We start from the raw sequence: 12,641 nt of genomic DNA, 5'->3' as shown, positions 1-12,641 counted from the left end.
CGTTCCTCCGTCCCCGTTTCAGTACACGTGATGGAGCAGCAGGTACACGCCGATTCCCATCCCAAAGGAGATCAACCAGAGGACGGCCCCGACCATCCCGACCCACGCGTGGCGGGTGTCGTACAGCTCCGTGTACGGCCGCGTCGCCGCCAGCAGTAACGCGTAGAAGACGAACGGGATACACACGATCGCCAGCAGGATGTGGATCGCGAGGAACGGCAGGTACACGAACGTGTACACCGTTTCCGGCCCCGGGAACTCGGCGGTTCCGACCAGCACGAGGCGGTAGAGGTAGCCGACGAGGAACGCGGCGAAGAGGCCGAAGGAGGTCAGCATGAACGCCCGGTGACGTTCCACGTTTCCGCGGGAGATGGCACGCCAGCCGAGAAGGATAGTGCCGATCGCCGTCAGGGAAATGGCGGCGTTGAGATGGGGGATCGCGGCCAGGACGCCGTCGCTCGCCCGTGGGAGGATCGAGCTCGGGATGACGCCGCCGACGGCACCGAAGACGAGCGCGAGCGCGACGGCTGAGAGGACGCCGGTCAGGAGCGGGACGTTCTCGCGGGCCCAATCGGTCATACATCTCCTCACGAACGGCCGCCCCAAACGGCTGCCGGTTTCGGCAGCGCGGGGGGCCGATCCGACGGTGTCACTCCCGGACACGGCGGTGTCGAATGGAAGGGCTTTTAATCGGGGGCGGGGTACGGGAAAACGCGAGAAAAGACGGCGAGCGTGGGTAGCCAAGCCAGGCCAACGGCGCAGCGTTGAGGGCGCTGTCCTGTAGAGGTCCGCCGGTTCAAATCCGGTCCCACGCATCGCTCGGGGCCACACCCCATCGATGCACGGTGTTGTCTCTACGACAGCACCCACGCACAATTCCTACCGACGACCGCTCGACGAGCGACGGTACCACCGGTTCCGGAGATATCCTCTCGCGCCGCGAACTGCCACCCTTTTAGTCACGCGGCACCGGACCAATGGCTAATGAGCGAGGACGCGACCCCCGAGTACGACCACGAGGAGCTGGGTCTCGTCGCCGGGTTGGAGATCCACCAGCAGCTCGACACGGCGACCAAGCTGTTCTGTGATTCCCCGACCGTCGAGCGCGAGCCCGCGGAGGCGGAACGGGAGATCACCCGGCAGCTCCATCCGACCAAAAGCGAGCTCGGCGAGCTCGACCGGGCGGCCGTCGAGGAGAGCCGGGTCGATCGCGAGTTCACGTATCTGGCGTACGACACGACGTGTCTCGTTGAGGAGGACGACGAGCCCCCCCGTCGCGTCGACGATGAGGCCCTCTCAGTCGCGCTGCAGATCGCCGACCTGCTCGACGTGAGCGTGGTCGATCAGGCGCACGTAATGCGAAAACTCGTGATCGACGGGTCGAACACCTCCGGGTTCCAGCGGTCGATCCTGCTCGGACAGGGCGGCGAGATCGAGACGTCGTACGGGACCGTCTCGATCGAGGACCTGATGCTCGAAGAGGAGTCCGCCAAACGGGTCGAGGAGACCGACGACGGTGTCGTCTACTCGCTGGACAGACTCGGCGTCCCGCTCGTCGAGATCGGAACGGGGCCGGACATCCGAAGCCCCGAAGAAGCGAAGGCGGCGGCCGAACGCATCGGGATGCTGCTCCGGTCGACGGGCGCGGTCAAACGCGGGCTCGGGACGATCCGACAGGACGTCAACGTCTCGATCGCCGAGGGGGCACGGGTCGAGGTGAAAGGCGTCCAAGACCTCCAGGGGATCGAGGATATCGTCCGGGGCGAAGTCGGTCGGCAGGCGGAGCTGCTCGCGATCCGCGATACGCTCCGCGAGCGCGACGCCGCGGTCGGCGACCCGCGCGAGGTGACGGAGACGTTCGCCGACACGGACTCCGGCGTGATCCGGGGGGCGCTCGACGCGGGCGGGGCGGTCACCGCGGTGCCACTGTACGGGTTCGACGGGCTGGTCGGCCAAGAGATCCAACCGGACCGCCGCCTCGGGACGGAGCTGTCGGATCACGCGAAGCGCCACGGCGCGGGCGGGGTGTTCCACACCGACGAGCTCCCCGCGTACGGCGTGACCGAGGCGGAGGTCACGGCCCTTCGCGAGGCGATCGGCGTGGACGAGTCGGACGCGGTCGCCATCGTTGCCGCCGATCCCGAGACTGCCGAGCTCGCGATCGACGCGGTTGCCGAGCGCGCCGCCGCGGCGATCGAGGGCGTCCCCGAGGAGACGCGCGGCGCGAACGAGGACGGAACGACCCGCTACCTCCGACCACTCCCCGGTGCCGCCCGGATGTACCCCGAGACGGACGTCCCGCCAGTAGAGCCCGACCCGTCCGACATAGACCGGCCCGAGCTGTTGGACGAGAAAACCGACCGGTACGTCGAGTCGTTCGGTCTCGACCCCGGGCTGGCCGAGCAGGTCGCGTTCGGCCGCCGGTTCCCGCTGTTCGAGACCGCCGTGGACCGCGGCGTCGACCCGACGTTCGCGGCCACCACGCTCGAATCCACGACGACGGAGATCCGCCGGGAGGGTGCCCCGGTCGACGAGCTGACCGACGACCACTTCCTCGATCTCTTCACACTCGTCGAGTCGGGCGAGCTCGCGAAAGAGGGTGTCCCAGAGGTGTTGACGACGCTCGCGGAGAACCCCGGGCTGTCGGCCGCCGAGGCCGTCGAGGAAGCGGGCCTTTCGGGCGTGAGCGAAAGCGAGGTGCGCGAGGCGGTGGTCGAGGTCGTCGAGCGCAACGCCGATCAGGTGGCGGACGAGGGAATGGGGGCGTTCTCCGGGCTGATGGGCGAGGCGATGGGCGCGCTCCGGGGGAAGGCGGACGGGGAGGTCGTCTCGGACGTCCTTCGCGAGGAGATCGGAAAGCGCTCGTAGCGCGCCGGGTGCGGGTCGGGGCGGACACCGTGATTTATATCGGAATCGGCCGAACCGCCGGCCCATGAGAGAGCCCTTCGATCCCTCCTTCGAGTTCGACCTCGACACCGTCGCGTGGGTGGTAGTGACGATGACACTGCTCTGTGCGACCGTCGTGTTCGTGTTCGACCGGCCGGCATGGAATCTCCCGGCGGCGTTCCTCGCGGGCGGCGTCGCGGCGGCCCGTGGCGGGTTCTACGACGCGGCCGCGAACAACGGGTTCGTCGGTGTCCTCGTCGGGTTGGGACCCATGGCGGCGATGTTCTACGTGTACCGCTTCGGCGGGATCCCCTCGCTCGACGCGAACCCGGATCTGTTGTTTCTGACTAGCGTCGGGGTCGGCGCGGACATGATCGCCTACGCGCCGATGATGGTCATATTCGGTTATCTCGGTGGTGTCGCCGTCGACCGTATCCGACGCCGTACGCGGCCACCCGTCGGGTACCGCCGGCGGGAGCGCGGTCAGACGGTGCGCCGCTCCGGCGAGAGCAGTCGCTGAAGCGGTCGGGTCCGCTGGCCGCTACTCCGGCACGTCGTTCGTGAGCCCGGCACGGAGGTCGCGGCCGAAGTAGTGGCCGACGAGGGCGACGAGGAGCCCGACCCCTCCGCCAACGGCGAGCAGCGGCAGTCCCCACTCGGAGAGGTAGTCGAGGCCGATGGGGAGGAAGCCGACGCCGAGCACGCTCGTCACGGCCGTCATCGCGCCCGCGGCGGTCCCTGCAACGCCGGTCTCGGCATAGCTGCGCGAGGAGAACACCAGTCCGACGAGGAACGCGCCGAGCAGGACCCCGCCGACCGACCCGATGGTGCCCCCGATGAGCGGGATCGAGCCGCCGACGAAGACGCCGATACCGACGGCGACGAGGGCGATCGCGAGTGATTTCAACGAGAACCAGCGCCCGTCGACCCCGATCCGCCCGCCGTCGGCGCTCCCGCCGCCGTCGGTCGTCGTCGGGCCAGTCGTAGTTTCACCCGGGTCAGCCGCGGTCTCGGCCGCACCCCCCGACGCCGTGTCGCCGCCCCCGCTCGCGAGGTCGTCGTCGAGGAGGTCGTCGAGGTCGTCGAGCGGGTCCGTGTCGTCTGCCTCCCGCTCTTTGGAGGGTTGCATACCCGAAGATATTCATCTCTGCGGACTTGGGTCTTGTGCCCGGATGCGCGTTCGGGGTTGTCACAGCGCGAGTCGGACGGTATTTATCAGCGGTCGTCGCGGTCGCTGCCGGCGTCAGCGGGTTCGATTATCCCTCTTTCCGACGCGATCCTCAGCGAACGTGTCGCGGTATCGTTCCGAAGACCGGCGTACTGAGGTGTATCCTCCAGTGGCTCCGTTGTAACTCTCCACAACTGATATGATCTGGCCCGTTCCGGACGGTACAGGATCTGTAGCGGCATATTTCGGGAGTGGGTATATTGAGATGGGTGATCGGTTATTTATAAGTGACAGAGTGGTGTCGCTGGCGGCTGGGTATACGTGATCGATGACTCTACGGTGAACACCTCCAAAGCCCCAGTCGGGAGGTCGGCGCACGCTCGCTGCGCTCCTCAGTCGTTCGTTTCACTCGCTCCCTGCGGTGCTTACGTCGCTTCCGCCGACCTCCCGACTGCCCCTTTGAGTCCCACCCCGCACCGCACAGTGCTGCAGCCTCACGCCTCCCCAGCCTCGCCGGAACGGCGCTTATAAGCGCCGTTCCGGGCTCCCTCGCGCCGTCGGTGAGCGGCCCAGCAGGCCGCTCACCGGGGCGCGCCACCGCATCCGTACTTATCAGTGATCGTCTCGGCCGCTCGCAGTCCGTTTAAGTACAACCACGTTGCTCTCGGTCTGAGGGACGTACTCCCGATATCGCTCAACACGCACTCTTCAGTGAAAACCCGTTGCAGACGGGAGCGTGTCCGAAGAAGTCCAGTTAAACGGAACTGCGATGCCAGATGGCTGGGAGGAGGCCTTATATACGACTCTCGCGGCGCCCGCCTCGACACGGACGCCGGTCACGTCCGCTCGGTCCGATGGACGCCCCTCGACGAATCCGTCGATCCGAACCCGCGGTTTCACCGGAAACGAGGTGTCTCCCGGCCGTTCAGCGGGAGCCGCTCCGAGGGCCGTCCGGATCGGGGTCCGCGTTTGGCTCCCGGCCGCCCCACACGCGCTTGTCGACCAGTTCGACGGTCATCGGTCGATCGACGGTCACCTGACAGGAGAGTCGCGGGTAGCCGAACCGCGCCGCGAGCCGGTCGTGCCAGTGATCCGGCCCCGGCCCGTCGCGAACGCGAACGCCACAGGTCGCACAGGCGCCCCGCCCGCCGCAGTTGAGCCGACTCGTCAGGCTCGTATACGGGGAGTGGTCCGCGTCGAGGAGCGCGTCACGCAGCGTCCGACCACGTTCGACGGCGAGGACGTGCCGGTCGTCGCCGTCGAGGACGACGACCTCGACGGTCGGGTCCTCGTCGGCGGTCGCCGCGGTCATCAGTCGTCCGTGCCGGCGTCTCGGCTAGCTCCCTCGCCGGCCCCGCTCGTGCCGCTACCCCCGCCCGCGCCGCTACTACTTCCGCCGCTACCGCTACTCCCACCGCTCGCAGTCGGAGCGCCCCCGACCGCGGTCGGGTCGATCCGATCGTCGGGAACCCGCCCGTCGTCAGTGAGCCCGCGGGCGGCGTAGTACTCCCGTATCGCCGCGTCGAGGTCGGGGATCTCGTAGGGGAGCGTGTCGTCCCCGGCGTCGATCCCGCGTCGATTGTTGAAATGTCGTTCGCGTAGGACGGTTTCGGCACCGATCGCGAGGAGCTCGGCGTAGGTCGTCCCCAGCATCGTCGCGAGCCGCTCGTCGGTGATGTAATCGCCCGCGAACGAACAGACGATCGCGGAGTCACGGATCGCGTTGTGGTTCTCCAGCTCGACGAGCCGGTCGGCCTTCCCGAGCGTCCCTTCGGGGTCGATCTCGCCGGAGTACTCCGGCGAGAGCATCCCGGCGTACATGTGGTCGGCACCGCGGTTCGCGACCGCGTACGAGAGCCCCTGTCCGTGGAGGACCCGCCCGTCGTGGGCGGCGAACTCCATCCCCTTCACCGTGTAGTCGTCGACGCCGAGCGCCTCGTGGGCGCGGTGGACGCCCTCCGCGAGCAGGTCCGCCGTCTCGTCGTCGGGATCGCGATACGCGATCCGCTCCGTCACCTCCCGTGCCAGCTCGGCGTTCCCGAACTCCCCGACGCTTTTGAGGTAGGCGGCGACGGTCACGCCGGCGGAGATGGTGTCCATCCCGAGGGTGTCACACAGCTCGTTGGCCTGCATCACGTCGACGATGTTCCCGACGCCCTGACTCGACCCGAACGCGTAGACGGTCTCGAACTCCGGCCCCTCCGTCTCCACCCCGCGCGCCTCGTCGCGGGTCGGGAGCTTACAGGCGTACGCACACTGCGAGCACGCCTCGGTCTTGTACTTCTTCGCCTCCACGGCGTCCCCGCCGATGTCGGCCGCGTCCTCGAAGGAGTACTCCTCGAAGTACCGCGTCGGCAGCGAGAAGTTCTCGTTGATGAACTCGGTCCCGCCCGTCGTCCCCTGCCGCTTCATCCGGTCGTCGGCGGTCGCCGCCTCCCGGTGGATGTCCATCGCCGGCGGGTCCGGGATCTCGATGTCGGGCTCCGCGTTTCCGGTGAACGTGACCGCCTTCAGGTTCTTCGCGCCGAGCACCGCACCCAGTCCGCCGCGGCCGAACGCCCGCGAGTCGTACGTCATCACCGACGCGAACCGGACGCGGTTCTCGCCCGCGGGGCCGATCGCGATACAGTTCTCCGGGCCCAGGCCTCGCGTCTCCGCCACGTAGTCTGACACCTCCGGCACCGTCGCCTCCCGCAGCTCCGGAACCGCCTCGAACTCGACGCCCTCGTCGGTGACGTGGAGTATCACCAGTTCGTCGCTCGCGCCGAGGACCTCGAGGGTCGAGATCCCCGCACCGACGAACTCCCGCGAGAGGTAGCCGCCCGCGTTCGTCGAGACGAGCCCGTCGGTGAGCGGGGAGAGCCCCGTCATCGACAGCCGACCGGTGAACGAGGTCATCGCGGACTGGAACGGGCCGGCAGCGAGGTACGCGCGGTTCTCCGGGCCGAACGGGTCGGCGTCGAACGGGATCCGCTCGTGGGCGAGCGCGGTCGCGACCCCACGCCCGCCGATGTATTGGTCGAGGACGTCGTCGATCGGCGTTCGGGTCGCGTGCCGTGTCGTCAGATCCACCGTGAGCAGGGGTCCCTCAGCGTGTCTCATGCGCTTATGTTCGACCGAACCGCAAAAGGTGTGACCCCCGAGGCGGCCGGAGTGGGTCGGGCCGATCCGTGGTCGGTGGTGTCGCGCCGATCAGGGGTCGCCGGAACGGCCGACCCGAACGGCTTTCGGCCTCCGGCGGCTCCTTCCGGATATGAGTACACGCCGCGCGCTGCTCGATGCGCTCCGGTCCGGGCCCGTTTCTGGCCCCGAGCTCGCCGACGACCTCGGCGTGTCGCGAGCCGCCGTCTGGAAGGCCGTCGAGGCGCTCCGTGAGGAGGGGTTCGAGGTCGGATCGACCGACGACGGCTACGTCGCGCCCACCGACCCCGCGTACTGTGCGGCCGGGATCGAGTTCGGTCTCGACGCGCCGTACGGCGTCGACTACCACGACTCGATCCCCTCGACGAACGACCGCGCCCGACGTCTCGCCGAGGAGGGGCAGAGCGATGTCGCCGTGGTCGCCGACGAGCAGACCGGCAGCCGCGGTCGGCTCGACCGCGACTGGGTCGCGCCGAGTGGCGGGGTCTGGGTGTCGTTGTTGACCCGCCCGAAGATAGCGCCCGCTCGCGCGCCGCTCGTGACTCTCGCGGCCGCCGTGGCGACGACGGACGCCTGTCGGGCGGCGGGCGTCGACGCCGGGATCAAGTGGCCGAACGACGTGTTGCTCCGCCGGACAGGTGGGGCGGATCCGGACGCTCACGAGAGCAAGGCCGCCGCGGAACGGGGCGGCGAGAAGCTCGCCGGGGTCCTCACCGAGATGGAGGGGGAAGCGGACCGGGTCTCCTGGCTCGTCGTCGGGATCGGGGTCAACGCGAACATCGACTCGGAAGCGTTGCCCGCGGGGGCCACGTCGTTGCGAGCGGTGCTCGGAGGGGACGTCGACCGCCGTCGGTCCGTGATCCGACTCCTCGACCGCCTCGCCGAGCTCGGTGCCGACCCGGACGCGGTCCTCCCGGCGTGGCGTGAGCGGGCGATCACGCTCGGCCGACGGGTGAGAGTGGAGACGGCGACCGGCGACGTCGTCGGGACCGCGGTCGACGTCGAACCGCCTGGCGCGCTCGTTATCGAGACCGGAGACGGTCGTGTCAGCGTCCACGCCGGGGACTGTGACCACCTCCGGGAGGCGTAGCTCGACCGATCGGTGACCGCGTTCGCGAGTCGAGCGCCCGACACGGGTGTCCGATTCGAGTGCCTGGCCCGAGTTCCTCGGTCGAGTACCCCCGGGTATGCGACTCGATCCCGCGGCGAGGCTCCTCTCGCATCGTTTTTCACCGCGGACGACCCACCGAGAGTAATGAGTTATCGGATCGGTCTCGTCGGCAAGCCTTCCGTGGGCAAGTCGACGTTCTTCAATGCGGCGACGATGAACGACGTGCCCGAGGGAGCCTATCCCTTCACGACGATCGACCCGAGCGTCGGGGAGGCGTACGTGCGGGTCGACTGCGCGGCCCCCGAGTTCGACGAGACGTGTACCCCGAGCGTCGGCGTCTGTCGCGATGGAACGCGGTTCGTTCCGGTCGAGCTCGTCGACGTGGCTGGGCTGGTCCCCGGGGCTCACGAGGGACGTGGGCTCGGCAACCAGTTCCTGACCGACCTCAACGAGACCGACGTGTTGGTACACGTCGTCGACTTCTCCGGAACGACCGACATCGAAGGAGAGGCGACCGAGGGCCACGACCCTCGCGAGGACATCGACTTCTTAGAGGAGGAGCTCGACGAGTGGTACCTCGACGTCTTAGAGAAGGGGATCGAGAAGTTCGAAACCCGGTATCACGGGGCCGACGCCGCCATCGAGATAGAGCTCGCCGAGCAGATGTCGGCGTTCGGGATCTCCAAAGACGAGATGAAACAGGTGATCCTCGCCGAGGGGCTCGCGCTCGACCCCGACGCGTGGGACGACGCGGACCGGGCGTCGCTCGCACGCGAGATCCGCAAGCGGACGAAACCGATGGTCGTCGCCGCCAACAAGATGGACACGCCCGAAGCCCGGGCGAACTGGGAGACGATCACGGCGGACCCCGACTACGACCACCTCTCGTTCGTCCCCGCGAGCGCCCACGCGGAGAAGGCGCTAAAGAACGCGGACGAGGCAGGCGTCGTCGAGTACACCGCGGGCGACGACGCGTTCGAGATCGTCGGCGACGTCTCCGACGAGCAGGAGGCGGGACTCGAACGGATCCGCGAGCACGTCGCGACGTTCGATGGAACCGGCGTCCAGCACGCGTTGGAAGCCGCCGTCTTCGACGTGCTCGGCTGCATCGCCGTCTTCCCCGGCACTGCCAGCGGAACCCGTGACGACAACAAGGGCGTCTTCCGCGACTGCTTCATCCTTCCGGAGGGCGCGACGACGGAGGAGTTCGCGTTCCACATCCACTCCGACATCGGCGAGGGGCTACTCCACGGCACCGACTGTCGGAGCGGCCGACAGGTCGGTACCGGACACGAGCTCGCCCACCGCGACGTGATCGAACTCGTCTCGACGAAGCAGGCGGCTCCGTAGCGGCGAGACGAACGGACGTTCCGGGTCCGGGACGTGTTCCTGTCTCTCGGTGACGATCCCCGTCGAGTCAGTCGTCCGGACTCGCCGGGCGTTCGCCGACTCGCGGTCGGTCCGGAAGGGTGTCCAGCCTGAGGTGCTCGACCAGCTCGCGCGTCGGCCGACCGTCGGCGTCCCAGCTGCGGACCGCGTAGTACCGGTCGAGCAGGTCGTCGAACTCGTCGGGATCGATCCCGGGAGGCGGGCTCTCATCGCTTCCGCCGTCGACGTCATCGTCTCCGTCGGCTCCCTCCGATTTGGCGGCTCCCTCGGGTTCGTCACCCCCGTCACTCGGTTCGCCGCTCGCGCCGGTGATCGCCGCGGGGAGCGCGTCGTCGTCCCGGTCGAACCCCTCGCGGACGTTGAACAACCGAACGAGCGTCCAGACGCGCTCGCCGAGCCGCTCTACGTCCGCAGGGGTGTGGTCGTACCCTCGCGCGGCGAGCCACTCCGCGACGACCGGCGGGTCGAACACCGATTCGAGGAAGTCGTCGCCGATCAGACACCACAGCGCGGCCCGGCGGTCCTGTTCGGCGGCGACTGCGGCTGCGACCTCGTCCGGGTCGCGGCGCTCGGGGGCCATCGCGTCGACCTCGACCGGGCGGGCCCGGCGGTGACACGCGCCGCGATCGCTGGTGGCGTACGCCAGCGCCATCGATGTCGCACCGCGCGGATCGTACGAGGAGAGCTCCATCCCCTTCACCGTCGGGATCAGATCGTCCCCGCCGAACCGCGCCGCGGCCGCCGCGACCCCATCCGCGAGCGCATCGCCGAGCGGCGTCGACCGCTCGGCGATCTCCTGGATCAGTGATCGGGCGACTGCCTCGTCGCCGAACGGGATCTCACGGTCGATGACCCCCTCGTCACCGGCACGAACCGCCCACGCGACGGCGTTGCCGGCGGAGATCACGTCGACGCCCAGCCGGTCACAGAGCTCCCCGAGCGCCGCGACCGCGTCGAACTCGCCGATCCCGAGCCCCGCGCCGAGGACGATCGGGGTCGCTCCGCGGGGGACGCTCCCGTCTTCGTCGTCGCCTCGTTCGCACCCGTCCGTTGCCGACGCCGACTTCCCGTCCGGTACGCGGAACCCGCCGGGAACGGGATCGTCGGGACGCTCCCGGCCGGACGCACGTTCCGTCGCCGCCTCGACACCGATCCCCTCGGTCCCCTCGAATCGGTTGCTCTGCCAGCCCCGCGTCGGCAACACACCGGCCTCGTTGGCGAAGTCGATCGTCTCGAGCGTGTCGCTGGCCGCGAGCCATCGACCCGCGTCGCTGTCGGCGAACGCGCTCGCGTCGCGTTCCTTGAGCTCGGCGAGTCCGTCCGCGGGGTCCGGTGGCGGGTCGTGAGCGACGACCGCCTTCAGTCGTTTGGCCCCCATCACCGCGCCCGCCCCGCCCCGACCGGCGTGGTGGTCACCGCTGTCGGAGGCGATCGTGGCGTACGCCACTTCCCGCTCGCCCGCCGGGCCGATACACGCGACTGCGCTGTCGGGGAACTCGGCGTCCGTCTCGGCCACGTCGAGCCCCGTGAACGCCGCCGCCGACTCGATACTGGCGTCCCCGTCAGACAGGGCCAGGACGACCGGCTCGTCGGCGATCCCGGTCACGATGACGCCGAGGTTCGGCCCGAGCGACGCAGCGAGGCGTGCCGGGAACGACCCGCCGCCGTACGAATCGAGGAACGTCCCCGTGAGCGGCGACTTGGTGATCGCCGCGTACCGCTGTTCACCGGGCGTGTATCCCGTTAGCGGTCCGGTCATGAACGCGAGCGGGTTCGCGGGCGATGACGGGTCGATCCCGCCCCCGGCCTCGTAGAGATATCGGGCTCCGAGCCCCTTCCCTCCGACGTACTTCGCCAGCCACGCGTCGGGGACCGGGTCGCTCTCGACACGTCGATCGTCGAGGTCGACCCGCAGGATCCGGTCCGGTGGGTCCATCATCGACCGTTGATCCCCGAGCCGAATGAATCCCTGGGTCGCCGCGGACCGGTGACATGACGACCCGGACAGCCGTCGGTCGGGGTGGGGTCGACCCAAGCCGGCTATCGCGACCAAACCGGCCTCCGGAACCGACTCGACTACTGGAACGGAACCGGCTGCCGGGACCGACGCGTTTTCGACGCGTGCGGGGCGATACGTCGACGAACATGAACGTCGTCGACGCGTTGGACGCGGCCACGGGAACGACCTGTCTCGTCGGCGCGGGCGGAAAGAAGACCACGCTGTACGCGCTCGCGAACCGACTCGAACGGTCGGTGGTGACCGCGACGGTCCGGATCCCGATCTTCGACCGGCAGGTTGCGGCGGTCCGAACCACGACCGACCCGGTTGTCGCCCTCGACACCGACCCGCCGTTCCCGCTCGGTCTCGTTCCCGAACGCGAGCGCGAGGACCGCTACCTGGGCTACGACCCGGAGACGGTCGACGCGCTCGGTTCCGCACACGACGGGCCCGTCCTCGTCAAGGCGGACGGGGCACGAACCCGACTGTTGAAGGCCCCGAACGACCGTGAACCGCAGGTTCCAGCGACCGCGGACACGGTCGTCCCGGTCGCGAGCGCCCACGCCATCGGCGAACCGCTCACGGAGGCCGTCGTCCACCGCCCGGAGCGGGTAGCCGCGATCACCGGAGCTGCCGTCGGCGACGAGATCACCCCCGAGATCGTCGGCCGTGTTCTCGCCCACGAGCGCGGCGGGATGAAACGCGTTCCGGGGGACGCGACCGCGATACCGCTCGTGAACATGGTCGACGACGAGGCCGACGAGGCGGTCGCGAGACGGATCGCCGCGGTGGTCCGGAAAGAGGCGTTAGACCGTCCCATCGACGTCCCGCGGATCGTTCTCGCCCGGATGCGGGACGCGACGGTCGTCGATGTCGTCGATGTCGTCTGACCGGGCGACGTGTGACGGATGGATGTGGATGGCCAGACGGATGGATGTGGATGGCCA

10 protein-coding genes and 1 tRNA gene are annotated in these 12,641 nt (G+C 68.9%); 6 read left to right on the top strand and 5 right to left on the bottom strand.

Translation table 11 applies throughout. The features are described from left to right. Positions 1-18: 18 nt before the first annotated feature. A complete protein-coding gene (locus ACZ5TV_RS15060; protein ID WP_379779910.1) occupies positions 19-579 on the bottom strand; it encodes a DUF420 domain-containing protein in 561 nt (186 codons plus the stop codon). 151 nt (positions 580-730) lie between these two features. Here ACZ5TV_RS15060 and ACZ5TV_RS15055 point away from each other — a divergent pair. From ACZ5TV_RS15055 to ACZ5TV_RS15045, 3 genes are all read left to right on the top strand, one after another. Next, positions 731-815: transfer RNA gene (locus ACZ5TV_RS15055), tRNA-Leu, on the top strand. 169 nt (positions 816-984) lie between these two features. Next, positions 985-2,868, top strand: coding sequence for a Glu-tRNA(Gln) amidotransferase subunit GatE (gene gatE / locus ACZ5TV_RS15050; RefSeq protein WP_464383954.1), 1,884 nt, complete (start codon positions 985-987; stop codon positions 2,866-2,868). Positions 2,869-2,932: 64 nt separating this feature from the next. Then, positions 2,933-3,406, top strand: coding sequence for a hypothetical protein (locus tag ACZ5TV_RS15045; protein ID WP_379779914.1), 474 nt, complete (start codon positions 2,933-2,935; stop codon positions 3,404-3,406). A 21-nt stretch (positions 3,407-3,427) separates the two neighbouring features. On the opposite strand, the gene ACZ5TV_RS15040 is transcribed toward ACZ5TV_RS15045, so the two are convergent. The 3 genes from ACZ5TV_RS15040 to ACZ5TV_RS15030 form a co-directional block, all read right to left on the bottom strand. Beyond that, the gene (locus ACZ5TV_RS15040; RefSeq protein ID WP_379779916.1) at positions 3,428-4,015 is read right to left on the bottom strand and encodes a hypothetical protein; all 588 of its coding nucleotides are present in this window, start codon (positions 4,013-4,015) and stop codon (positions 3,428-3,430) included. Between the two features lie 964 nt (positions 4,016-4,979). Continuing rightward, positions 4,980-5,366, bottom strand: a complete 387-nt coding sequence (locus ACZ5TV_RS15035; protein WP_379779918.1) for a 2Fe-2S iron-sulfur cluster-binding protein — start codon at positions 5,364-5,366, stop codon at positions 4,980-4,982. Further along, complete coding sequence (locus tag ACZ5TV_RS15030) at positions 5,366-7,156, bottom strand: aldehyde ferredoxin oxidoreductase C-terminal domain-containing protein (protein WP_379779920.1); 1,791 nt, start codon at positions 7,154-7,156, stop codon at positions 5,366-5,368. The genes ACZ5TV_RS15035 and ACZ5TV_RS15030 overlap by 1 nt, the downstream gene beginning before the upstream one ends. Before the next feature lie 151 nt (positions 7,157-7,307). Between ACZ5TV_RS15030 and ACZ5TV_RS15025 the strand changes: the two genes are divergently transcribed. Then, the gene (locus tag ACZ5TV_RS15025; protein ID WP_464383953.1) at positions 7,308-8,285 is read left to right on the top strand and encodes a biotin--[acetyl-CoA-carboxylase] ligase; all 978 of its coding nucleotides are present in this window, start codon (positions 7,308-7,310) and stop codon (positions 8,283-8,285) included. 165 nt (positions 8,286-8,450) lie between these two features. Further along, a complete protein-coding gene (locus ACZ5TV_RS15020; RefSeq protein ID WP_379783266.1) occupies positions 8,451-9,656 on the top strand; it encodes a redox-regulated ATPase YchF in 1,206 nt (401 codons plus the stop codon). Positions 9,657-9,723: 67 nt separating this feature from the next. Here ACZ5TV_RS15020 and ACZ5TV_RS15015 read toward each other — a convergent pair whose 3' ends face one another. Next, positions 9,724-11,631 (bottom strand): aldehyde ferredoxin oxidoreductase family protein, encoded by a 1,908-nt coding sequence (locus ACZ5TV_RS15015; RefSeq protein ID WP_464384351.1) that lies wholly within the window; start codon positions 11,629-11,631, stop codon positions 9,724-9,726. Between the two features lie 209 nt (positions 11,632-11,840). Between ACZ5TV_RS15015 and yqeC the strand changes: the two genes are divergently transcribed. Then, positions 11,841-12,584, top strand: coding sequence for a selenium cofactor biosynthesis protein YqeC (gene yqeC, locus ACZ5TV_RS15010; protein ID WP_379783019.1), 744 nt, complete (start codon positions 11,841-11,843; stop codon positions 12,582-12,584). Positions 12,585-12,641 lie beyond the last annotated feature (57 nt).

The organism is Halorubrum tibetense, assembly GCF_055396225.1.
Note: the sequence above shows the minus strand (reverse complement) of the source record. Positions and strands in the feature narration are given on the sequence as shown.